The following is a 22,881-nucleotide window of genomic DNA, read 5'->3' on the forward strand; positions in this document are numbered from 1 at the left end:
GTGTGGGGCGTCCCTCGCGTCAGTGGCAGGGGAAGCCGAGCAGGTGGCGGGCGTCGTGCACCCACTCGTGGACGTCCGTGCCGTTGAGCACGGAGGTGGCGCCCTGTTCGGCGCCGACGAAGTACAGCAGGACGAGCATGAGGATGCCGAAGAAGACCGCCCACGGAGCGATGGCCTTCAGTGGCAGCTTGGCCGGTACGGCGGGGGTGGTGGCTGTCGGCGGAGCGACGGTCTGCGCCATGGCAGGACCTCCTCTGGGAGTTCGCGTCCCATCTCGGTGGTGCACAGGACGACGGCCACGGGTCTGACTCACGAACACCCGGAGGCTCTCGCATACAGTGGCGCGACCGTGCCGGACTTGCACCGGCTTCCGTCGACCGTCGTCGATATCGGACAGACCGTACCGCGCGGCGCCTGCCCGGCCAAGGGCGCACGCCCGTCGGGCGTACGGCCGGGCGGCGCGGCCGGTCACAGGTGCAGCCCCACATGGTTGACGATCAGCCGCTTGCCCTCGGGGTCCAGCGCGAAGTAGATCCGCCCGGCCTCGCTCGGCGACACGGCGTCCCGGACCTTGATGTGCGGCAGCCCGTCCCGGCGCTTGTGCTCGAACGTGAAGTAGCGCTTGTCCTTGTTCTTGCTGAGCTTCTCGTCGCTGTTCGCGAACCTCAGCCCGTGGTGGTCGTAGAACCACTGGTCGAGCCTGGGCCGCTTGCCGGGCTTGGTGTACAGGTCCATCGCGGCCTGGGCGAGGGCGATGAGCTGGTCGGTCATCTCCTCGGGATACGGGTACTGGGAGGCCTTCCACGCCCGCGCCGCCCGCACCGTGAACACGAGGCGTTCCTCCGACGTCCTGGCGAGAGCCTCGAAGGTGGGTACGGCGTCCGTGCCCAGGACCGGGATCCGGTGCCAGACGTCCGGCTCGGCCGCCTGCCCGGTCCCGCCCCTGGACTGTTCCAGGTACAGCTTCTTCCAGTAGTCCCGGTCCTGGCGCAGCGCCTCGGCCGCGGCGGCCTCGGACTGCGCCTTGTCGCGTTCCTCCATACAGCTCTGGGCCATGTCCTCCCACGACCTGGTGTCCTCCTCGAGCTGCCGCGCGCGTTCCTTCAGCGCCTGGAGTTCGGCGGTCGTGTCGCCGGCGGCCTGGGCGCGCGACAGCCGTTCCGCCGCTCTGCGCGCCCCGGCCCGGTAGGAGGCCTGCCGCGCCCGCTCCCACGCCGTGTCGCTGCCCCGGGCGATGACGGAGAGGTGGGCGAGCGAGGGCATCAGCCGTCTGCTCACGAAGGACGGCTGGGACACCTGCTCGCGGGAGTAGGCGGGATGCTCCAGGCCGAGGTTGGGCCAGACCAGCCGTGCCCCGCCGCTCGGCACGGCCACCTGTTCGTGGACCCGGCGGACGGCCTGCGCGGTGACGTAGTTCAGCGTCACGACCTGGGCCAGTCCGGCGAGTTGCCCCGAGGCGTCGGCCGCCGTCGTCCACGCCGCCTGGTCCCGGGGGTGCATGAGAAGGATGGGCAGGCGCGTGCTCAGCGCGAGCGACTCCAGCAGGACCGCCGCGTGCCCGTGCTCCCGGATCCGCTCGTACCGCCCGGTGGCGCGCTGGCCGAGCACCCGCACATCGAGTTCGCCGTCCGCGAGCACCGCACGCAGCAGATGGGGACGCCTGAGCCGCGGGTTCTGCACCGGCGCGATCCAGCCGTCGGGGATCTCCCTGCCCATGACGACCCGGAGTCCCCCGGCGCCGTCCTCCGTCCCGGAGACCGTGACGCGGGTGACGAACTGTGCCGGGCCGTCCGACAGCGGCTGGTGAATGGCCATCCGCAGGGCGCGGGCACGCTCGTCGCCCGCCACGGACCAGCTCACCCGCCGTTCGCCCTGCCCGGGAATCCTGCCGGTGATCACCGCCCGCCCGGCGCGGTCGAGATCCGCGGGGTACGGCGCCGGTAACCGGCCGCGGTCACCGAGCCATGCGGCGAGATGGTCACGGAGACGCTCGTACACGTGTCCGGGCCGCCGGGCGCACCGGGCGTCCTGGACATCGAACGCGACGGCATACAGCACCTGCACGGTGGCTCCCCTCGGCCCCGGACGCCCCCGGCGAGCGGACCGCTTCCCCCTCGGACACGGTCGGGGCGTCACTTGAGGGGTCACCGTAGTACCGCCGCACCCGACCGGCCATGACTTCGCAGCGCGCATCGTTCCTCACGATCGGTGTCCGGCTTCCGCCGATCGGCGCGTGTCCGGCCGAAAACAGTCGTCACGGGCTGTTCGGTGGGGGTACGCGGCCACCGATCACGCAACCCTCTGCGACGCCGCGGTGTTTTAGTCCGTACCAAGTCCCACCCGGCTGGGCGGCTACTGGTACGCCGGTCCACGGATGCCGGTGTTGTCGAGGAAGGAAAGAGTGATGAGCGATTTCGAGGCGCTGACGGCGCTCCAGCTCGCCGAGCTTGTTCGTTCCCGGACCGTGTCACCGGTGGAGGTGGTGCAGAACTCCCTGGACCGCATCGAGCGGCTCAACCCCGCGGTCAACGCGTTCGTCACGGTCTGCGCCGACCAGGCGCTCGCCGCAGCCAAGGAAGCGGAACAGGCCGTGCTGTCCGGGGCCGAGCTGGGTCCGCTGCACGGGGTGCCCATCGGCGTGAAGGACCTGGATCCCGTCGCGGGCGTGCGCGTCACGCGTGGTTCGAAGATCTTCGCGGAGGAGGTCGCACAGGATACGATCCTGTGCGTCGAGCGGTTGACCGATGCCGGCGCCATCGTGGTCGGCAAGACGAACACGCCGGAGTTCGGGTTCAAGGCGACGACGGACAGCTCCCTGCTGGGGCCGGCGTCCACGCCGTTCAACCTGACGATGAACGCGGGCGGCTCCTCCGGCGGGAGCGCGGCGGCGGTCGCGACGGGCATGGTCCCGCTGGCGCAGGGCTCGGACGCGGGCGGTTCGCTGCGCGTACCCGGAGCCTTCTGCGGTGTGTTCACCATGATGACGACCTTCGGACGGGTGGCGGTGCCGGCCCGGCCCAACGCGTTCCGCCGTCTCAACCCGATGGTCTGCTACGCACCGCTGGCCAGGACCGTGGACGACGCCGTCCTGGGACTCGACCTGATGTCGGGCCCGCACCCCCGGGACCCGTACTCCTTCCCGGTGGGTGAGCCGCTGGCGGCGGCGCTCTCGCCGTCACTGGCCGGGATGCGGGTCGCCTACACGCCCGACCTCGGCGGATACCCGGTCGAGCCGGAGGTCGTGGCGCTGGTGCGGGCCGCGCTGCCCGCCCTCGAAGAGGCCGGCGCCGAGATCGTGGAGGTGGACTTCCGGCTGCCGCTCCCCGCCGCCGAGCTGACCCGGATGTGGCGCCGCTACCTGTCGATGGCCCACGCGGAGTCCGCCGAGATCAGCCTGCGGCAGGGCATCGACCTGCTGGGCGAGCAGGGCCGCGTCGTGGACCCGGGCTATCTGGACAGTGTCCGGACCGGTGCCGCGCTGAGCGCGGTGGACTTCCGCCTGGGCGACCTCGTGCGCACCCAGGTGCTGGACGCGTTCGAGGACGTCTTCGACGGCTACGACCTGATCGTCAGCCCGGTGAACTGCGTGGCGGGCATCCCCAACGACACCACGCGCACCACCGTCGGCCCCCGTCAGGTCAACGGCCAGGACACCGACCCGTTCGTCGGCTGGTCCATGACGAGCCCGTACAACCTGATCGGCAGCCCCGCGGCCACCGTCCCGGTGGGCCGGGCGGCCAACGGCGTCCCCGTCGGCATGCAGCTCGCGGCCCGCCGGCACAACGACGCGGCCGTCGTCCGCGGTGCCGCCGCCTGCCAGGAGCACCTCGACTGGCAGCACCTGTACCAGCAGTTCGACCCGGGGCTCACCGCCCGGTGACGTCCCGCCCGGCCACTGGGCCCCACACCCGCCCCCCAGGGACAAGGATGGTTGACACCGATGACCGCACACCCCTCCGGCGCTGAGCCGGTCCGCGCCGCACTCTTCGATCTCGACGGCACGCTGGTGGCCACCGAGCACCGCAGCCGTGCCGCGTGGACCCGGCTGTTCCGTGCGCACGGGCTGGAGGTCGACGACGCCCTGCTGGCCACCTTCGTCGGCCGCCGTGGCCAGGAGGCGCTGGCCGACCATGTGCACCGCTTCCCGGGCGGTTCCGTCCCCGACCTGTTCGAGGAGGCCGTCGGATACCTCGACGGCCCCGACATCCCGCCGCCCTTCCCGGTACCGGGCGCCGAGGTGCTGGTGAAGAAGCTGCACGCCGAGGGGGTGCCGATGGCCGTGGTCACCTCCGGGCTGCGCGAGCACGCCCGCGCGCTGCTCGACCACGTGGGCGGCGCGGGCCTGTTCACCGCGCTGATCACCGCCGAGGACGTGCGCCGGGGCAAACCGGACCCCGAGGGCTTCCTCGCCGGGTGTGCCGCGCTGGGCGTCTCCCCGGCACAGGCGGTGGCGTTCGAGGACGCGCCCGCGGGAATCGCCGCGGCCAAGGCGGCCGGGCTCAGGTGCGTCGCGCTGACCACCACGCACGCCGCCGAGGCGCTGGGCGCCGCGGACCTCGTCGCGCCCGACCTCGCCGACATCAGCATGCCGCGGCTGTTCGCCGCCTGATCCACTCCACGGACGGACCCACCATGCGAAGCAAGGACGCCGACCCGGACCGTTCCCCCGCGCCGGCGCGGACGGACGATCCGGTGCCCCCCGGGGGGAGCGGTGCGCCGGCCCTGCCGGCCGCCCACCGCTGGCGGCTCCTTGCGGTGCTGCTCGCGGCCCAGTTCATGGCCAACATCGACACCGCGATCGCCAACATCGCCGCACCGGCCATCCGCGGCGACCTCCACGCCTCCGGCGGGGAGACCGGCCTGGTGATCTCCGGTTACGTGGTGGCCTACGCGGTACTGCTCGTCACCGGCGCGCGGCTCGGCGCCAGCCACGGCCACCGCCGTGTCTTCCTGGCCGGGATGGCTCTCTTCACCGTCGCCTCGCTGGCCTGCGCGCTGGCCCCGGGCGCGCTCGTGCTGATCGCCGCGCGCGTCGCGCAAGGGGCCGGCGCGGCGCTGATGGTGCCCCAGGTGCTCAGCGGCATCCAGACGCACTTCGCCGGCCGGGAGCGGATGAAGGCGCTGGGCTACTACGCGATCGCGCTCTCCGGAGGCGCGGTGGCCGGCCAGGCCCTGGGCGGCGTGCTGATCGCCGCCGACCTGTTCGGTACGGGCTGGCGCCCCATCTTCCTGATCAACGTGCCGGTCGGCATCCTGCTCGGCTGGGCGGCACGGCGCTGCATGCCGGCCGAGAAGAGGACCGGCGGCTGGGACGACGTGGACGCCCGCGGCATGCTCCTGCTGTCCGCCGCGGTCCTGCTGCTGATCGTCCCGCTGCTCCTCGGCACCGACCAGGGCTGGCCCGCCTGGACCTGGGTCTGCCTGGCCGCGAGCGTGCCGGTGGCGCTGGCCTTCCGGCGCGGCCAGCGCCGGCTCGCCGCGCGGGGCGGCCGGCCGCTGATCGCCGAGGAGGTGGTCCGCGAGCCTGCCGTCCGGTGGCTGCTCGCCGCCCACGGCGTCACCACCATGACCTACTTCGCCCTGCTGTTCGTCCTGGCGGTCTACCTCCAGGACGGCCTGGGGCACGGGCCCGCCTACGCCGGGCTGGCGATGGTCACCTGGGTGGCGGCCTTCGGCCTGGCCGGCCCGCTGCTCGCCGCCGCACCCGAACGCCACCGGCCGGCGATGCCCGCGCTCGGCTGCCTGGTCCTCGCCGCCGGCTACACCGCCGTGTGGTGCTACCTGGTCACCGGGCACCGCTCCGGACCCGTCCTGTTCCTGCTGCTGGGCATCGGCGGACTGGGCCTGGGCATCAGCTCCAACTCCCTGATCGGCCAGATGACGTTCACCCTCCCGGACGACTACGCCGCCGACCTGTCCGGAGTCATCAGCACCAACGCGCAACTGTGCGGGGCGCTGGGCGTCGCGACCCTGGGCGGCCTCTACCTCTCCCTGTCCGACACGTCCGGGGCCACGGCCGGGTCGGCGGCCCACGCACTCCGATGGATGCTCTGCGCGTCGGCCGCCCTGTCGGTCCTCTCCGCGGCGGCAGCCCACCGCGGCAGCCGCCCACCCACAGCGTGAACTACGCTGTGTAGCCGGAGCGTTACGAAACTGCGCTCGGGCCCGAGGGGAGTCAGCCGTATGTCGCAGCGACGCGTCGTCACCGGCCGCAGCCAGGAACCACGTCAGCGCTTCGCCGAGGAACTGCGGACCCTGCGGACCGGCAGCGGGACGAGCCTGCGACAACTCGGGGAGCGGCTGGGCTGGGACTGGTCCCTGTTCGGCAAGATGGAGAAGGGCGAGACGCTCGGCAGCCCCGAGGTCGTCCAGGCCCTCGACACGCACTACGGCACACCGGGACTGCTGCTCGCGCTGTGGGAGTTGGCCGCCGGGGACCACACGCAGTTCCGCGAGCGGTACCGGCGGTACATGGCGCTGGAGGCCAAGGCGGTGAGCCTGTGGCACTTCGCGGTGAGCGTCCTGCCGGGGCTGTTGCAGACGCCGGGGTACGCGCGGGAGGTGCTGGCGGCGGGTGGGCTGAAGGGGCGGGAACTGGAGCAGCAGATCGAAGCCCGGATGGGGCGGCGCGAGTTGCTGGAGGGAGAGGATACTCCGCGGTTTCGGACGATCCTCTCCGAGGCGGTGCTCCGTATGGCGCTGCTGGACGCGGACGCGTGGCGCGGGCAGTTGCAGCACTTGGCCGAGGTGGCGGGACGGCCGAACTTCGTGGTCCAGGTACTGCCGTTCAGTGCGGGCCCGTACGGTCTTGATAGCACTGACGTGTGGTTTCTGCGGTTGCCTGATGGACGTACCGTGGCATACACGGAGAACGCGCACCGAGGCGAACTGATCGAGGACAGCACGGCAGTTGAGAAACTGCAAGGCGCTTACGATGCAGTGCGTGACCTGGCGCTGTCCCCAGCCGAGTCGCGGAAGTTCGTCCTGCGCATGTTGGAGGAAGTACCGTGCGAACCATCGACGTGAGTGCCCTGACCTGGCGCAAGAGTTCCTACAGCAACTCGGACGGCGGCGCGTGCATCGAGGTCTCCGACGACTTCGGCGCCGTCGTGCCGGTGCGGGACAGCAAGGTTGCCCACGGGCCGGTGCTCATGTTCCCGGCCGACGGCTGGACCTCCTTCGTCGCGGCCGTCAGGAACAATCGTCTCGGCTACTGACGCTGAACCTCGACGCCACCCGGGGGCGCGGTGACCCGGCACCGCGCCCCAGAGGAACCCTGTCTCAGAGCGTGCTGTCGTCCCCTTGGCTGCGTACGATCTCCTTGACCTTGGCCATGGCGTACCCCCAGCCCTGCTCGACCGTCGGCTTGGCCGGCACCGCGATCTCGTCCGGGTTGGTGAGCACGTCGAGCAGGACGGGCCCAGGGGTGTCGAAGGCCTGGCGTACGGCCTTCTCCAGCTCGGCCGGGTCGGTCACGCGGATGCCGGGGATGCCCATGGCCGTGGCGACGGCGGCGAAGTCAGGGTTGTCCAGGACGGTGCCGAACTCGGGGAGCCCGGCCTGTTCCTGTTCCAGCTTGACCATGCCCAGGCGGCGGTTGTCGAAGACGACGAGCTTCACGGGGAGGTTGTGCGTCTTGAGTGTCATGAGGTCGCCGAGGAGCATGCTCAGCCCGCCGTCCCCGCAGAAGGCCACGACCTGCCGCTCACGGTCCAGGCACTGGGCGCCCAGCGCCTGGGGCATCGCGTTGGCCATCGAGCCGAGGTTGTAGGAACCGATGAGCTGCCGCTGACCGCGCATCTCGACGAAACGCGAGAGCCACACCGTCGCCATGCCGGTGTCGGAGGTGAAGACGGTGTCGTCGTCGGCCAGCCGGTCCACCACGGCCGCCAGCGCCTCCGGCCGGATGTCGTGGGTGCGGTTGTCGAGCGAGGAGCGGATGCGTCCGATCAGGCGCTTGTCGTGCGCCGGGTCGGCCAGTCGGGCCTGGCTCTCACTCCACTGCTGGAAACGCTCCCGTGCCTTGTCGAGGTGCGAGCGGTCCCGCGCGCCGTCCGTGTCGGCGGGCGGGGCGGCGAGGTGGGTGAGCAGGTCCCGGACGGTCACGCCGGTGTCGCCGACCAGACCGATGTCGACCGGTACGCGCCGCCCGATGTGGGCCGCCTCGGTGTCCACCTGGATGACGGTCTTCCCCTCCGGATACCAGTCCCGGTAGGGGAAGTCGGTTCCCAGGAGCAGCAGGGTGTCCGCGTCGTTCAGGGCCGACGCGGCGGCCGGGTTGCCGATCAGTCCGGTCTGGCCGACCTGGAACGGGTTGGTGTCGCCCTCGAAGCCCTCCTTGGCCTTGAGGGTGAGCACCATCGGCGCGGCGAGCCGGTCGGCGAGGGTCAGCACGTCCTCGCGCGCGCCGCGCGCGCCCCGTCCGACGAGCAGCGTGACCCGTTCCGAGCCGTCCAGGACTTCGGCGGCCCGGCGCACGGCGGACTCCTCCGGCCGGCTGAGCGGAGCGTTGAGGGAGAACCTGGCCGGGCGGTCCGTGTCCAGTTCGCGTTCGCCCAGGTCACCGGGGACGGTGAGGACGGCGACCCCCTTGCGGCCCAGGGCGTGGCGGACCGCCGTCTCGAGCATCTGCGGCAGTTGGTCGGGTGAGGTGATGGTCGCGCGGAAGACGGCCACGTCGCTGAAGAGGGCGTCGTTGTCGACTTCCTGGAAGTAGTCGGTGCCGAGTTCGGGAAGCGGTACCTGGCCGGCGATCGCCAGGACGGGGGTGTGGCTCTTGGCCGCGTCGTACAGCCCGTTGAGCAGGTGGACGGAACCGGGTCCGACCGTGCCCATGCAGACACCGAGGGTGCCCGAGAGCTGCGACTGGGCGCTCGCGGCGAACGCCGCCGCCTCCTCGTGCCGGCAGCCCACCCACTCCAGGTCCTCGGTGGTGCGGATGGCGTCCGTCAGGGGATTGAGCGCGTCTCCCACCACGCCGAACACCTGGCGCACACCGAGTTCGCTCAGTGCGTCCACGATCACGCGGGCGACGGTACGGGCCACTTGGGTCCTCCAGTTCAGACGGTGAATCGGTCGGGGTCGGCGGCCTGCCAGTCGGCCGCCCAGGCGGCAGGCGGTTCAGCGAGCAACTGCCCGGGTTCGAGCCACTCGTACAGTTCCTCGTAGGAGCGCTCGGTGTACGGGTCGATGCGCCGGCGGAGCATGTGCGGGCGCAGGCCGGCGGGGTCGGTGACGCCCATGGACGCCATGAGCTGGAGGGCGCCGGCCACGGTCGCCTCCTGGAAGCGCTGGACGCGCGGTGTCTTGTCCCGCACGTCGAGGGCGCGGGCGCGGTGGGGGTCCTGGGTCGTCACACCGGTGGGGCAGGTGTTCGTGTGGCAGCGCTGGGCCTGGATGCAGCCGACGGCGAACATCATCGCCCGCGCCGCGTTGCCGTAGTCGGCTCCCTGCACCAGGCGTTTGACCAGGTCGGTACCCGTGGCGATCTTGCCGCTCGCCCCGATCCTGATGTGGTCGCGCAGGCCGGCGCCGACGAGGGCGTTGTGCACGGTGAGCAGGCCCTCGGTCAGGGGCGTTCCCATGTGGTCGGCGAACTCCAGGGGCGCGGCTCCGGTGCCGCCCTCGCCTCCGTCCACGACGATGAAGTCGGGCGTGGTGCCCTCCTCCAGCATGGCCTTGCACACGGCCAGGAACTGCCGGCGCGAGCCCACGCACAGTTTGAATCCGGCGGGCTTGCCACCGGACAGCTCCCGCATCCGGGCGATGAAGCGGACGAGTTCGCGCGGGGTGGAGAACACCCGGTGGTACGGCGGAGAGATCACCGTCCGCCCCTCGGGCACGCCCCGTACCTCCGCTATCTCGGCGTTGACCTTCGCGCCGGGCAGGACGCCGCCGATGCCCGGCTTGGCGCCCTGGGAGAGAGCTTCAGGGACACGCACTTGACGTGCTCGTGCGCGGCCTTGTCCGCGAATTCGGCGGGGTCGAAATTTCCGTCCTCGGTACGGCAGCCGAAGTAGCCGGTGCCTATCTCCCAGACCAGGTCCCCGCCCGGCCGCAGGTGGTACTCCGACAGGCCGCCCTCGCCGGTGTCGTGGGCGAAGCCCCCGGCCGCCGCGCCGCCGTTGAGGGCGAGGACGGCGTTGCCCGACAGTGAACCGAAACTTCATCGCCGACACGTTCAGCAGCGCCATGTCGTAGGGACGGCGGCAGTCGGGGCCGCCGATCCGCACCCTCGGAGGCGTCTTCGGCACCGGGCACGGAGCCATCGACGGCACCAGGAACTCGTAGCCGGGCTGGTACACGTCCTGTTCCGTGCCGTACGGCTGCTCGGCGTCCGTGCCTTTCGCCCGCTCGTACACGATGGTGCGGACGTCCCGGTCGAAGGGGCGCCCGTCGAAGTTCCGCTCGACGAAGTACTGCTGCAACTCCGGGCGGATCCGCTCCAGGAGGAAGCGGGCGTGTCCCAGAACGGGATAGTTGCGCAGCACCGAGTGCCGACGCTGCACCAGGTCCGCCACACCCAGCAGACCGAGCAGGACGAGCGGTACGGCGGCCACGCACCACCAGGGGGACAGACCGACCGCCGCGACGGCCGCCGCCATGCCGGCGGCCAGGATCAGGGCCACGATTGCCATACGAGTCACCCCTCGCTCATTGCCGTGCGCCGCCCTTCCAGTCCTGCGGTTTCGTCAAGAAACCTGCAAGGCGCGGCATGGCGCACGCGGTGGCGACGCGGCGGACGAGCCGCGCGGAAGACGCCGCCAGGTGCCGTGTCCGGACGGACGCGAGGGCGCAGCGGTGATCACGCCCCGGGAGGCTAGATCGCCAGGAAGGCCGGCCGGGACGCCGGACAGCCCCGCACACAGACCCAGAGCCGGAACGGCAGACCCAGGTGCCGCACCTCGGCCAGCACCCGGCCGCTCGCTCCGAGCGGCCGGGCGCAGACGGCGCAGTCCATGGCCATCTGCTGGCGTGGCAGGAGCCGTGCGACGTCGGGGAGGGGCGGGAGCACCGTGACAGAACTGTTCACTCGGTCTTCCTGACGCGCGGTCCGGCCCACGGCTCTTCGTCGTGCGGGTGCCCGCTGCCGGAGGTGTCCGGGATGAGCCCGCGGCCGGTGCCGGCCGTGGACGGCTCACCCCGGAAGGTCCGGCCACCGGTGGAGCGGGCGCCGGAGACCGTCCGGCCCGGAGTGGTGGATCTCGTCATCGATGGAGCCCTCGGCTGTTCTCGGGCGGTGGCCGGCTCGGCCGGTGATGCCGTGGTGTGCCGGGGCGGGTTCACAGGATGTCGCCGGTCCGCCCGAAGGCGCGGGGCTCGCCGAGGCGCTGATGGTCCCTGGCGAGGTCACCGTATGCCGACGACGTACCGCCCGGCGGCAGTCGTCCGTCCGGCGCCTCCGCGGCACGCGCCCCGGCAAGCCCCAGCCGGTGCCGGGGCAGCGTCCGCCGGGGCGGCCTCGTCAGGGTGATCTGCCGCACCACCTGCTGGAAGCAGGCCAGCGAGGCGAAACACGGCAGGGCGGCGGCCGCGATGCCGATGACGTTTCTCGGGGCTTGCGCGATGCACAGCGCCATGGCGATGGCCGAGAAGACGAGGAGCATGGACCAGGAATGCAAGGCCCGACGCTGATGCAGCGCTGCCCGGAGAATGGACAGCGACGCCACCAGCCAGGGACCGAACACCAGAAGAGGCCACCAGGAGACCGCACTGCTCTGCATCCGCGACACTGCCACCAACCGCAGCGGATCGTAGGCGATCAGGCCGCCGAAGATACTCACGGCAGACGCGATGGCCGTCACCAGTGCGGCGATGAAGCGGGTGGCGATCCGGATCTTGTTCGGGCGCTGCCGTACCCGTACCTTCCGGTGGCCCCGGGGAGCGGATCTCATCGGCAGCGGTTCCGCCGTGACGTCCACGAACGTTTCGTCAGGGGGCATCGGACCCGTACCGGCGAGACAGTCCTCCTGACGGGCCGTCGGGATCATCGGCTGCTGCTCGATGGCGTCCCGCAGCATGAAGGCCAGCTCTTCCGCGGGGTCCCAGTTCGAATCAGGAGGAGTAAGGTGCGAGTGAAAATCGTCGGCGGACGCCCGATGCCGTCCCCGGTTGTCTTGATATCCGTCGGGATATTCGACGGGGGGCTCCGGATAAAGTCCCATATGCTCACCGTACATGGCGCCGCCCGGTCATTCCGCCGGCACGCGCGACCCGGTTTCCGGACTCGGCCAACGTCTCGACATGTCCGACTCCAGGGAACTCATGGCGTCCATGAATTCCTGAAGAGTCGCCTCGATGACCTCGAGCGTGACGGGGAGGCCGCCCTTCACCAGCACCCCCTTGCTGGACCCGGCCATGTTGGGGGCAGGCAGATACATGTAGGAGCCCAGCCGTGCGGGTCGCCGTACAGTCGAGTACGACCACCCTGCGGTGACTTCGAGTGCCCGTCCTCCGGTTGCCTTCGTCATGTTGCAGATAACGCCGCCATTCGATGATGGATGCGGGGGCGAACGGGTGACACATTAGCCGGACTAGCACCTGGATCAGGTATCGTCTGGACCTATAGGAATCTGTATTAATAAAGACAAGCGGGCGCAGCAGGAGCCACGCGGCGCATCGCCGCCCCGCCATTCGTCAAGGCCCACCGCGCTGACGTCCCTGCAGAAATCACGTACGGGTGGTGATCGAGGGTTCTTCCAGCACATGACCGGCTCGCGGCGGGGCAGCAGGTACCAGGAGGTGCGGTGGCCCGGCACAGGCGGCCGGGTGGCGTCGCACCGTAGTGCTCGACGACTGTCCGAGGGCGGAGGATGAGAAAATCCGCGGCATGGATGATGAGGACGGTCACACGGCTCGGTGGTGGGCGGCACTGCGACGGACGCCGGTGGTCGTCTGGAACGACGACGTCACGGACTGGGCCGCCGCGCTGACCTATTACGCGGTGCTGGCCCTGTTCCCGTTGCTGCTGGTGATCCTCTCGATCCTGGGTCTGACCATGCCCACGGCCAAGCCGGAGGTCATCGACCGCGTGACACAGGCCGCCCCGTACGCGTCCCGCGCTCTGCTGCGCGGCGCCCTGCGGCAGATGGCCGAACAGTCGTCGGCGGCCTGGACGCTGATTTTCGTCGGCGGAACGGGGGCCCTGTGGTCGGGGTGCAGCTATCTGAGCGTCTTCCGCCGGGCGTTGTACGCGATGCACCGGATCGACGCGGACCGGCCGGTCTGGCGCACCGCTCCGCGCATCGTCGCCACGGCCCTCGTCCTGATCTCCCTGCTCGCCACGTCGACCCTCGCGTTGTTGCTCACCGGCAGCCTGGCCCGGCGTCTGGGCAGGGCGCTGAGTCCGGGGACCGGGCCGCAGACCGCCTGGGACACGCTGCGGTGGCCGGTCGTGGCCGCGGTCGCCGTAGCCCTGGTGCTCGTCCTCTACCGCGCGGGCCCGGCGTCCTCCCGCCCCGTCAGGAGCATGGCGCCCGGCGGCGCGTTGGCGGTGGTGCTCCTGCTGGCCGTCTCCCTCGGATTCGCCGTCTACACCTCGTACGTCAGCACCTACGACCGTCTGTACGGTTCACTGGCAGGCGTCGTGGTCTTCCTGGTCTGGCTGTGGCTGTCCAACCTGTCGCTTCTGATCGGTGCCCAGTTCAACGCGGAGCTGGCGAAGCCCGTGCACGGCGAACGGGCCGGTCTTGCGGTACCTGCGGCCGACCGCGCGTAACCCCGGGCAGCTTCGGTTCGGTCGCGCGGGCGGTCGCGGCCTCCGGCCCCGCGCGTCGCGCCGCCTCACGAAGCTGATTCGGTGGCGCGGCGGTGTTCGGCGTTGATGCGCCGGGCTTCCTGAAGCTGGTCCTCGAGGATGATGATCCGGCAGGCGGCCTCGACGGGGGTCCCGTGGTCGACGAGTTCCCGGGCGCGGGCGGCGATGCGTAGCTGGTAGCGGGAGTAGCGACGGTGGCCGCCCGCGGAGCGCAGCGGGGTGATCAGGCGGGCTTCGCCGATGGCGCGGAGGAAGCCCTGGGTGGTGCCGAGCATCTCGGCGGCCCGGCCCATGGTGTAGGCGGGGTAGTCGTCGTCGAGACGGCCGAACGAGTCGTCCGCTGTCATCGCACCTCTTCGCGGAACGCGTCGAGGGGCCCCGGCGCCGTACCGGCACCAGGGCCCCGAAGGAACTGCTACACCATCTGCCGGCCCTGTTACTGCGCCGGTCCTCTGTTTCCGCGGACCCGACCGAGACGCTGTCGGGGGCGCGGGGATCGCGGTTGCTCGACCGGAGACCACCTCACTATCGATGTCCTGCGGTACCCGGGTCCAAGACTTCCGCCCGGGCGATCCTGATGGCGCTCGGCTCCTCCGTTCTTCCCTCTTGATCAACTACTTGGTTCACGGTAGCCCCTGATCACTGCGGGCCACCCGGTCCGGTCGTCAGTCCCGTCACCGTCCTGCGACCGCTCTGGCTTCGGAACTCCACCACCGCACCGTCCTGCGAACGGCACTGCTTGTACTACTACCCGGCACTTCATCTCCGCCGGGGCCTCACTCGATCTCGGCTACGAGAGGAACCATACCCACGCCGCCACCCAATGTCTACTCCGGCGAGCACAGATTTTGGCGCGCCCCCAGATGAGGATCCGCCTCGACCGGTCCGTCCGGACCGGTCCATGGATGGCGACAGGCACGGCACGGGGACCTGCGCCACGACGGGGGGCGGCCGCACACCGCCGTTCACGATCCCAGCCGGACCGTGAGCGCTCGTCCTGCCCGATAGCACCACCGCGGAGGCAACCGGACGGCCAGTGAATACAATCAGCCCCATGTCGAAGCCTGACAAGCTGCTCGTTGACGTCGCCGCCCTGGTGGAGTCCGCGCAAAGCAATCAGATGTCCCTGACCGTAGTCACCGGTGGCGCGGTCATCACCGGCCGCCTGGCTCCCGAAACAGTGTGGAGGCAGAGAGTGTCGGACGTGCTGAGGGATTCCGCCCGCCTGGGCGAGTTCTCCGCCGTCTTCGACACCCCCGTGAAGGAGGACGGGCCGCCCACTCATCTGCACTTCCACGTCGCCCGCATCCTGCAGGGCCAGGTGGGGATCCCGGAGACGGGCGGGATGTACCGGGTCGCGATCGAGGACGTCAGCGCCTGGACAGTGGGCGACTTCAGCTATTCCGACCACTGAGCGCCCACGACGTGGCCCAGGAGAACCGCGCCACCCAGGAAGAGCGGCCTCACCGAAGACGCGTTCGCCCTGAACCCGGCCGATGAGAAGGCGCGTCTCATCGAGGCCGCCGGCCGACCGTGCCCGGGACCGGTTCGGCCCCGGGGCGGTACGGCGGGTGCTCTCGACGTCAGCGCCCGGCGGTCGTTCCCGCGTTCAGCGCACTGGTTCCACCATGGGGCGCGCGTCCACGGGTGTCGGCTTCCGCCGCGTACCAGGGCTTCGCCCGCGCGCTTGATCCTGGTGGATTGGCTGCCCTGGCACTTCACTGCCGAGGGCGGCCGCTTGTTACTCTTTCCGATCATGCGAGCCCTCTTCCCAGGATCCTTCGACCCGGTCACTCAAGGGCACGAGGACGTACTCCGGCGCGCTGCCCTCCTGTTCGACGAGGTCGTCGTGTGCGTGATGTTCAATGCCAACAAGACCGGCCGCTTCCCCATCACGGAACGGCTGGACCGGCTCCGCGCGGCAGCAACTGACTTGAGCAACGTCACGGTCGACTCCCACACCGGCGGCCTGCTGGTCGACTACTGCCGCCGAGGCGGAATCGACGTCGTCATCCGCGGAGTCCGCGGCGTTACCGACCTGGACTACGAAATGCCGATGGCCCGCATGAACCACGAACTGGCCGGAGTCGAAACGTTCTTCATCGCTGCGGACCCCGCCCTGGCCCACATCTCCTCCACCCTCGTCACCGCGATGAGTCAACAGGACCGTGCCCCCGAATGATGAGGCGGACGAGCGTCGTTGAGTCGGCGGTAGCCGGTCAGCCAGGACACCGTCCTCTCGATCACCCACCGGCGCCGTCCGAGCCGTTGCGATGACTCGACGCCCTTGCGGACGATGCGGGCACCGATCCGTTTGCCGCGTAACCATTTCCGCAGGCGGGGGATGTCGTAGGCCTTGTCGGCGTGGAGGCGTTGGGGCTGACGCCGACGAGGAGGGGCAGCTCGTTCGCGTCCGGCAGGACGTGCATCTTCGAACCGGGTTCGCCCCGGTCCACGGGGCTCGGACCTGTGAGTTCGCCCCCCTTATAGCGCGGACGTGGCCGGAGTCGAGGACGGCACGTGAGAGATCGAGGAGGCCGGCGTCGTCGAGCCGGTGCAGGATCTCCCCGTGGAGCCGGCGCCAGACTCCGGCCCTCGACCAGATCAGGAAGCGCCGATGAGCCGTCGGCTTCGATATCCCTAAGCAGGGTGGTAAGGCCCGCCAAGCGCACCCGCTGACCAGGACGTAGATGATGGCCGCGAACAGCGTCTCATCAGGCGTGTCCTGCGTGCCGCCGCCCTGTGGCCGCACCCTCGACGGTGGGCCGGTTCCCAGGTGCGTGCGACCGAGGCAGCAGCCCGCACCACCGCCGGGGAGGTGCAGCAGGACGCCCGAGCCGGAGTCCTTGCCCCCGTGCTGACGGCCCGGGCCGCAGAGATCCGTGAGGTTGAGACTTCCGATTCGAGCGTCAGGATTCGCATTCCGCATCGCGACGTCGCCCGCCAGACCCGCGCCAGCCCTTGAAGCTGCAGCTCAGACCGTTCTGCACAGGCGAACCTCAGCCGCCGCGTTCCACGGGCAAAAAGAAGTCGAATCGACCACCTGGAATGCAAAGCAGCAGGTCAGATGCCCTTCTCGGCAGGTTCAAGGATCGCCACGCACTCCACGTGATGCGTCATCGGAATCGTGTACGACTCCATGCCGCCAAAGAAGTCGCAGGTCAAACAATGCTTCTGGCTCTCCGCAGTGAAATTCCGGAGCTTGAGCGTCACGCGAGTCTGCCACACCACCCAGAGAGTGAGATCCGGGCACCGCAGCCGGCACGAGATCGCGTTTCGCAGTCTTCGGGGCTGACGTCCGAGGACGCAACGAGGTCGAGGCGTTCGGCGGATCGCCAACGCTCTTTCGAGCCAACGCAGTACACCGACATGCTCTGTGGCCCTCGCCACGCTCCAGTCGGCGCCCATTGAACTGGTGACAGCACAATTCGGTGGCGCCCTCCAGCTTCGTCGGACATAAGCCGTCGGACGTTGTCGAGCAACCGGCGCCCCAGTGCGGCGCCGAGACCTTGGATGCCACGGGCGCACCAGCCACGGGGGTCAGGCCGCACCAGCGAGATGGGGGCTCAGCTTCGGACGATTTCGGACTCGAAGGCGGGCTCGGGCTCCCCAGGGCAGAGTGGGCCCATGCCGGACGTCGCTCTGCACGCCCATGTGGGTGACACCAGCCACCCAATCGAGGAGAAGCACCCCGCCGGACAGGTGTCGAGCCAAGTGTCCATCGTCCCCGCATCGAACTGTCCCGGGGCGGGAGCGAGTGCAGTGTCCTCCGTCTGGCCCCGGACCGCCCTGTCAACTCAGCCTGGTCGGCCTTGCTCGACTGCCACGGCAAGGCTAGGGCTACCACGTTCGTCAGCCGTGCCGGATCGCCGTTGTGGGCACCCAGAGGGTCCCTCTCTCCGTCGAGGACGCGTCCGTCGGTGGCGCCCGGAGGCCTCCGCCTTCTGGACGATCCCGGAGAGGCCCTGGAGCAGGTTGCTGACGCTGAAGAGATTGCCCGTGCAGTCTCCGGTCCGGTCGACAGCGTGGTGCACCAGTCCTGGCAGAGTCGCGAAACAGCACACCCGAGTGCGCTATGACCTCCGCCGTCGCCGCGTCGCCCTACGGTTCCGGCACGTGGTCCGCCTCTGGGCGCCTCTCCTGGTCGATGAACAGGTCGGTGGTTCGGTGGGCCCGCTCCCCGTCATCGGGGTCGAAGTCGAACGTGGGCCGACGGAAGCCGCCCTGGAATCGGATCCAGCGGCCGGTGGCGTGACGGGCTCCTCGATCAGTCCAGGACGGCACTCTCGTTATTCCTTCGGTACGTGGACGGTTGTCTGCCGCTGCCATGCGTGTCATCACCGACTGACAGTGCACCATCCGTCACTATTGCGACAACGTCTCGCATGCTCGATGAGCTAGGCATTTGCGGGCGATGAAGCTGCCCGATGTGACACATCGCCGCAGCGTCACTGCCCGCGCTTCAGGTCATCGCGCCAAGTGACGCCAATTCGGAGAACGGTCACCCGATCGCTCGTAGAAGTCCGCACGGTGAACCACTCCGGCTCGCCCCGCATTCAGCACGTAACCGGAGTTGACCGTGATCGAAGACGCCGCGCCCGCTACCGTAGCGCTGCCTGATCTCGTACGCGAGGTCGTCACGCCTGCTGCAGCAGCCGAAATCCTTGAGAAGACCCGCTTGCACGGCTGCAACCCACGCAAGCTGGATTCCTCTCACGCCCGGCGGCTCGCTCGTGACATGTGCAGCGGTAGCTGGGACGACTACAACCCCGACGTCCTGTCTCTGTGCGGTCATGGAGCCGCAATCCAGGGACAGCACCGCCTCGAAGCGGTAATCATCAGCAAGACGCCCCGCAGCTTCCTTGTCGCCCGGGACCTGCCACATCAGACAGCCACCACTATGGACTGCGGCAAGGCGCGCTCCGCCGCCACCGCGCTGTCCCTGGTGGGCGTCGAGCGGCACCGCAAAGACATCTCTTCGACCGTCCGGCTGCTGCGACTCTACGACGCCGAAGGCAAGAAGGTTGCCTGGCCCGCATGGCGTTCGGTCGTCTACACCAACGCCGAGATCGTAAGATTCTTCCAGTCGGAATACCTCGACCTGCCGGACTTCCTGCCACTGATGACCGCCCTGAAGAGCGGCGTGTACTCCGCCCCCGCAGCGTCACTGGCATGCGCGTACCTGGTCCACCGGGACGGCGGGAGCACCTCACACGCGGACGACTTCTTCCAGGGCCTAATCTCCGGAGCCCACCTGGACACAGCCGACCCCAGATGGGTTGTCCGCCGATACTTTCAGAATCCGGCCCGGCCACGGCGCGGCAACACTGTCAGCTCACTTCAACTGGGGCTGCTGCTCAAGACCTGGAATCTATGGATCTCTGACGGGGTCTGGGAGATGGCGTACTTCCGACCCAACGAGCGTATGCCCGAAGTCGTCCGCGCTGGCTCGGTGCGCAGATTCACCGAGGTGCAGCACGAATCAGCCGCCCCGGACAGTAACAAGATGCCCTTGTCACCACGTCGCACTGCACGCCAGGCCCGTGTGCCCGACCAGAACACCAACACGGCTCAGGTACGCTCCTGAACCATCCGTGCCGGGATTCCTCGGGAGCGAGTTGGGGCAGCGTCAGGGCCACAAGGCGGCAGTCGCCACCAGCAATCGGGCGACTTCTTCGCCGCGACCATCGGCCGTTCGGACACCCCGGAGGCTTCGCCAGGCCGCCACTGGCGACGACCTCTGAACGCGGGGCGGCCGGCAACCCGCCGTCGCTGGCCTTCAGAAGGGGCTGGAGGTCAGCCGATTTCGATTCCCGCGGAGTGGGCATGCTCGGAGGATCCTGGTCGCCGTGGTCGCCCGCCTACGCACCCTCCAGACACGCCTGGAGTCCACCACCGCTGGGAGCTGGCGACTGGCTGGCTCTTGGTCGGACCGGAGTCGGCGTCGTGGCGGCAGCCTGAACGGCCTTCGTCAAGGTGCAAGCCGCTGCGCGGCCGGTCCGTGAGGTCTGTGGTGAAGACACTCGGTCGCCGCCTGATGGAGTGTTCGCCGGAGGGCGCGCGAGGCGTCTTCCCTCGTTCAGACTTCGCCGCGTCCCTCCTCGGTCCATGTCCACGGCCCTCGATGGCGAACCGTACGGCTCCGAACCGTGCTCCCCGCCCCTCGCCAGAGTCAGCACATGTCTCGTCCTCGGAATCGACCGCAACGCGATCACTCGGCCGTTCTCGACGGTCGGCCAGCAACAACATCTCCGGAAGCCGGCATCAGACCCCGCCATTGCCTCGACCTCGACTTGCTGTCCGTCCGCACGGCCTTCCCATGGATGTGTGCGTGAGCAACCAGCCTCAGACACCGGAGTCATCGCCTCGCTCTGCGATGCGCCGTACGAGTAGCTCGACTCCTCGGGCGTTCCCGGCCCTGGCGGCAACTAACCTCCCTGGGCCAGGGCCAAATGTGATGCGTTAGCTCACGACGTCCCCGATGGACAGGAGATCAAGTGCCTGCAGGGACCCCGACAACACGACATCCGCACGCTCCGCCTGGTCGTGCATGGGTCCCCAAGCCGCTGCTGTACCGCGACTTGCAGCGCCAACAACAGCACGCAGGTCGAGTGGAGAGTCGCTGACATGGGCAATATCCACGGCATCGATACCGAGTTCCTTCGCAGCCAGGAGGATTCCGTCCGGTGCTAAGGGCTGTCCCGTAAATGATCTTTGACGTGCCTGGTGACCTGCTTGTTTTCTCGTCACCCGGCGAGGGTGAGGTTGTACAGGCGGGCGATGCCGAGCATGGCGTGATGGACGCCGTCGCCTTTGAGGCGGCAGTCGCGGAGGATCTTCCAGGTCTTCATGCGGGCGAAGGCGTGCTCGACGCGGGCGCGGACCTTGCGGTGTGAGGCGTTGTGTTCCTCTTTCCATTCGGGGAGGTCGGCCTGGCCGGGCTGGCGGCGGTGCGGGATGACCAGGCCGGTGCCGCGGTAGCCGCCATCGGCGATGACGGTGGTGTGGCCGACGGCATCCTTGGTGCCGGACAGCTCCCACGCCTTGCAGTCGTTACGGTTGCCGGGCAGTGGTCGGCCGACAGCGACGACGAGCCGGGTGTCGGCGTCGATGACGACCTGGTGGTTGGTGGAGTACCGGTAGTTCTTCGACTGCTCGGCCACCTGGTGGTCGCGGGGGGGACCAGGGTGCCGTCCACGATGAGCATGGTGTCCTTGCGGAACCGCTTGCGCTGCTGCAGCGCGAGCGCCGGGCCGAGGTGGTCGATGATGCGGTCCGCGGCCGACTTCGACACCCCGAACAGCGGCGCCAGTTGGCGCAGGGTGAGGTTCGTGCGCCAGTACGCGGCGACCAGCAGGACCCGGTCCTCCAGCGGCAGGCTCCACGGCCGGCCCTTGCGGACCGGATCCGCACCCTCCCGCCGCAGCGCGGTGACCAGCTTGCCGAACTGCCGCGGGCTCAGCCCGGTGAACGGGGCTATCCAGGAAGGCTCCGACGCCGTGATCACACCAGACACGGCAAGATCATCTCACCTGTGACCAGCAGTTACGGGACAGCCCTTAGGTTCCCCGTATCCACTGGTTCTCACCGGCGGGTATGCCGTGCGGGCCCACCGCCTCGTGAACCGCCCCAGCCAGGACCTCGACGTCGCCACCTAGAACCCGGCCCCCATGGCCGACATCGCCGCCGCGCTTCGCGCCGGCCTGGTAGCCCGCGGCCGGAAGGTGCACGCGCTGGAGACCGCCCCGCTGTCCGCCCGCTTCACCGTGTCCGACCCGGCCACCGGGGAGGAATGCGAAGTCGACATCCTCAAGGAAATCTTCTGGCGGCCAGTCACCCAAAGCCCGTACGGGCCCGCCCTCGCGGAGGAGGACGTGATCGGGACCAAGGTCCGCGCCCTCGCCGACCGCGGAGCGCCCCGCGACCTGATCGACGTGTTCGCAGCCTCCCGGCGATGGACAAATGCCGAGCTCGAAGAGTTCGGCCGCCGTCACGCGCGAGGCCGCTTCGAGCGCGAGGATCTACAGGCGAACCTCACAGGCGCCGAGTGGACCGACGACGAAGCCTTCGCTGCCTATGGCCTCGATGACGCCACGATCACCGCTCTCCGCGCATGGGCTGTGGAATGGGCCGACGACCTCGCTGCTCGTCTCCTCGAAGAGGGCGGTGCTCCGGACAACGACTGACCAAGCCCCGGAAAGATCACAGCTACGAACGATCATTCGGAGCCGACTCTTCCGAAGCGTCCCATGCAAGAATCCGCCCCTTCACACTGCTGTCCGCGGCAGTAGTCGGTCATTGCTGGGGATTTCGGGACCCCTGCCAGTACAGCCAGCCGCTTGGCCTCCACGGCCCGGTGGCCAGACCGCCCGATGAGCGAAGTGGTCAGCTGTCGGGTTTCTTCGAGCGCCGCGGGGCGGCGGCCTGGGTGGGGCGAGCACCGGCCTCGATCTGCAGGGCGTACACGGCGTTCGTCACGAGCTCACGCGCGTATGCGGCGTCCAGTCGGCCAGGGCGGAAGAGGATGCGGTACATGATCGGCGCCACGACACGGTCGATCAGCAGTTCCGTCTCGGGCACCGGCTCCCCCCGCTGCACCGCACGGGCCAACACGGCGTCGATCTGCTCTGCGGCATACGCCGAACACTGACCGGCATTGGCGCCGTCGGGGTCGCCGAGCAGGGCGTCCCGGATGTAGGCACGCCCGGGCGGCGAGGCCATCTCGTCGAGGAACTGTTCCGCCCACGCGTCGAGATCGGCCCGCAGGCTTCCGAGATCGGCCGGATCCGTTTCCGGGCGCAGTCGTTCGACGGCCACGTCGGACAGGAGTTCCTGCAGGTCGCCCCAACGACGGTAGATCGTGGAGGGGGTCACGCCCGCCCGAGTGGCCACCATCGGGACTGTGAGCGCGTCGCGGCCCACCTCCCCCACGAGTTCACGTACCGCCGCATGGACGGACTCCTGTACGCGTGCGCTGCGCCCGCCGGGGCGGGCCATGGGCCTGGGACTCATGACCTCCACCCTAATGCGAATTTGTTGCTTCTAGCCGATGACAGGCGTCGGCGACCCGCAGGGCTACGTATCCGGGCGCCCGAGCACGGCGGACGCCCCTGCGGCGACGCAAC

General features: G+C 69.6%; 19 protein-coding genes, 4 pseudogenes and 1 riboswitch. Of the genes and pseudogenes, 10 read left to right on the forward strand and 13 right to left on the reverse strand.

Features of this window, described 5'->3' with window-relative positions; genetic code table 11:
* Positions 1–19 precede the first annotated feature (19 nt).
* Positions 20–241, reverse strand: a complete 222-nt coding sequence (locus tag D9753_RS08345; protein WP_121786428.1) for a CbtB domain-containing protein — start codon at positions 239–241, stop codon at positions 20–22.
* A gap of 36 nt (positions 242–277) precedes the next feature.
* Positions 278–397: riboswitch (cobalamin riboswitch) on the reverse strand.
* Positions 398–468: 71 nt separating this feature from the next.
* On the reverse strand, positions 469–2,064 hold the full coding sequence (locus tag D9753_RS08350) for a hypothetical protein (protein ID WP_121786429.1): 1,596 nt from the start codon (positions 2,062–2,064) through the stop codon (positions 469–471).
* 340 nt (positions 2,065–2,404) lie between these two features.
* On the opposite strand from D9753_RS08350, the gene D9753_RS08355 reads away from it, so the two are divergent.
* Genes D9753_RS08355 through D9753_RS08375 form a run of 5 tightly spaced genes read left to right on the forward strand, consistent with a single transcriptional unit; the run spans position 2,405 to position 7,217 of the window.
* Positions 2,405–3,880, forward strand: a complete 1,476-nt coding sequence (locus D9753_RS08355; RefSeq protein WP_163010655.1) for an amidase — start codon at positions 2,405–2,407, stop codon at positions 3,878–3,880.
* 60 nt (positions 3,881–3,940) lie between these two features.
* A complete protein-coding gene (locus D9753_RS08360; protein WP_121786431.1) occupies positions 3,941–4,609 on the forward strand; it encodes an HAD family hydrolase in 669 nt (222 codons plus the stop codon).
* Positions 4,610–4,632: 23 nt separating this feature from the next.
* On the forward strand, positions 4,633–6,123 hold the full coding sequence (locus D9753_RS08365; protein ID WP_121786432.1) for an MFS transporter: 1,491 nt from the start codon (positions 4,633–4,635) through the stop codon (positions 6,121–6,123).
* A 60-nt stretch (positions 6,124–6,183) separates the two neighbouring features.
* Complete coding sequence (locus D9753_RS08370; RefSeq protein ID WP_121786433.1) at positions 6,184–7,026, forward strand: helix-turn-helix domain-containing protein; 843 nt, start codon at positions 6,184–6,186, stop codon at positions 7,024–7,026.
* Positions 7,008–7,217 carry a DUF397 domain-containing protein gene (locus D9753_RS08375; RefSeq protein WP_121786434.1) on the forward strand — a complete coding sequence of 70 codons (210 nt, stop codon included), beginning with the start codon at positions 7,008–7,010 and terminating at the stop codon, positions 7,215–7,217. Before D9753_RS08370 ends, D9753_RS08375 begins: the two co-directional genes overlap by 19 nt.
* 64 nt (positions 7,218–7,281) lie before the next feature.
* Here D9753_RS08375 and D9753_RS08380 read toward each other — a convergent pair whose 3' ends face one another.
* The 6 genes and pseudogenes from D9753_RS08380 to D9753_RS08405 all read right to left on the reverse strand — a co-directional run bounded on the left by D9753_RS08380 (position 7,282) and on the right by D9753_RS08405 (position 12,470).
* Positions 7,282–9,045 (reverse strand): thiamine pyrophosphate-dependent enzyme, encoded by a 1,764-nt coding sequence (locus D9753_RS08380; RefSeq protein WP_121786435.1) that lies wholly within the window; start codon positions 9,043–9,045, stop codon positions 7,282–7,284.
* A gap of 14 nt (positions 9,046–9,059) precedes the next feature.
* A pseudogene (locus D9753_RS08385) lies at positions 9,060–10,646 on the reverse strand (FMN-binding glutamate synthase family protein).
* A gap of 173 nt (positions 10,647–10,819) precedes the next feature.
* Entirely contained in the window at positions 10,820–11,032 is a 213-nt protein-coding gene (locus tag D9753_RS08390; protein ID WP_121786436.1) for a hypothetical protein, read from the reverse strand.
* On the reverse strand, positions 11,029–11,211 hold the full coding sequence (locus D9753_RS08395) for a hypothetical protein (RefSeq protein ID WP_121786437.1): 183 nt from the start codon (positions 11,209–11,211) through the stop codon (positions 11,029–11,031). The genes D9753_RS08390 and D9753_RS08395 overlap by 4 nt, the downstream gene beginning before the upstream one ends.
* 71 nt (positions 11,212–11,282) lie before the next feature.
* Positions 11,283–12,179, reverse strand: coding sequence for a DUF2637 domain-containing protein (locus D9753_RS08400; RefSeq protein WP_240468083.1), 897 nt, complete (start codon positions 12,177–12,179; stop codon positions 11,283–11,285).
* A 12-nt stretch (positions 12,180–12,191) separates the two neighbouring features.
* Entirely contained in the window at positions 12,192–12,470 is a 279-nt protein-coding gene (locus D9753_RS08405) for a hypothetical protein (RefSeq protein ID WP_240468084.1), read from the reverse strand.
* A 359-nt stretch (positions 12,471–12,829) separates the two neighbouring features.
* On the opposite strand from D9753_RS08405, the gene D9753_RS08410 reads away from it, so the two are divergent.
* Complete coding sequence (locus D9753_RS08410) at positions 12,830–13,717, forward strand: YihY/virulence factor BrkB family protein (RefSeq protein WP_121786439.1); 888 nt, start codon at positions 12,830–12,832, stop codon at positions 13,715–13,717.
* 65 nt (positions 13,718–13,782) lie between these two features.
* Here D9753_RS08410 and D9753_RS08415 read toward each other — a convergent pair whose 3' ends face one another.
* Positions 13,783–14,103, reverse strand: a complete 321-nt coding sequence (locus D9753_RS08415; RefSeq protein WP_121786440.1) for a helix-turn-helix domain-containing protein — start codon at positions 14,101–14,103, stop codon at positions 13,783–13,785.
* A 707-nt stretch (positions 14,104–14,810) separates the two neighbouring features.
* Here D9753_RS08415 and D9753_RS08420 point away from each other — a divergent pair.
* Both D9753_RS08420 and coaD read left to right on the forward strand, forming a co-directional pair.
* A complete protein-coding gene (locus tag D9753_RS08420; RefSeq protein WP_121786441.1) occupies positions 14,811–15,170 on the forward strand; it encodes a hypothetical protein in 360 nt (119 codons plus the stop codon).
* 282 nt (positions 15,171–15,452) lie between these two features.
* The gene (gene coaD, locus D9753_RS08425; protein WP_240468438.1) at positions 15,453–15,938 is read left to right on the forward strand and encodes a pantetheine-phosphate adenylyltransferase; all 486 of its coding nucleotides are present in this window, start codon (positions 15,453–15,455) and stop codon (positions 15,936–15,938) included.
* Positions 15,939–15,958: 20 nt separating this feature from the next.
* On the opposite strand, the pseudogene D9753_RS08430 reads toward coaD, so the two are convergent.
* A pseudogene (locus D9753_RS08430) lies at positions 15,959–16,520 on the reverse strand (transposase); the annotation flags it as partial.
* A 299-nt stretch (positions 16,521–16,819) separates the two neighbouring features.
* A complete protein-coding gene (locus D9753_RS36450) occupies positions 16,820–16,969 on the reverse strand; it encodes a hypothetical protein (protein WP_163010656.1) in 150 nt (49 codons plus the stop codon).
* A gap of 1,366 nt (positions 16,970–18,335) precedes the next feature.
* Here D9753_RS36450 and D9753_RS08440 point away from each other — a divergent pair.
* A complete protein-coding gene (locus D9753_RS08440) occupies positions 18,336–19,343 on the forward strand; it encodes a hypothetical protein (protein WP_163010657.1) in 1,008 nt (335 codons plus the stop codon).
* A gap of 1,159 nt (positions 19,344–20,502) precedes the next feature.
* On the opposite strand, the pseudogene D9753_RS08445 reads toward D9753_RS08440, so the two are convergent.
* Positions 20,503–21,272: pseudogene (locus D9753_RS08445) on the reverse strand (transposase).
* A gap of 61 nt (positions 21,273–21,333) precedes the next feature.
* On the opposite strand from D9753_RS08445, the pseudogene D9753_RS08450 reads away from it, so the two are divergent.
* Positions 21,334–21,942: pseudogene (locus tag D9753_RS08450) on the forward strand (nucleotidyl transferase AbiEii/AbiGii toxin family protein).
* A gap of 199 nt (positions 21,943–22,141) precedes the next feature.
* On the opposite strand, the gene D9753_RS08455 reads toward D9753_RS08450, so the two are convergent.
* On the reverse strand, positions 22,142–22,753 hold the full coding sequence (locus D9753_RS08455) for a TetR/AcrR family transcriptional regulator (RefSeq protein WP_240468085.1): 612 nt from the start codon (positions 22,751–22,753) through the stop codon (positions 22,142–22,144).
* Between the last annotated feature and the right edge of the window lie 128 nt (positions 22,754–22,881).

The sequence above is a fragment of the Streptomyces dangxiongensis genome (assembly GCF_003675325.1).
Classification (GTDB): Bacteria; Actinomycetota; Actinomycetes; order Streptomycetales; family Streptomycetaceae; genus Streptomyces; species Streptomyces dangxiongensis.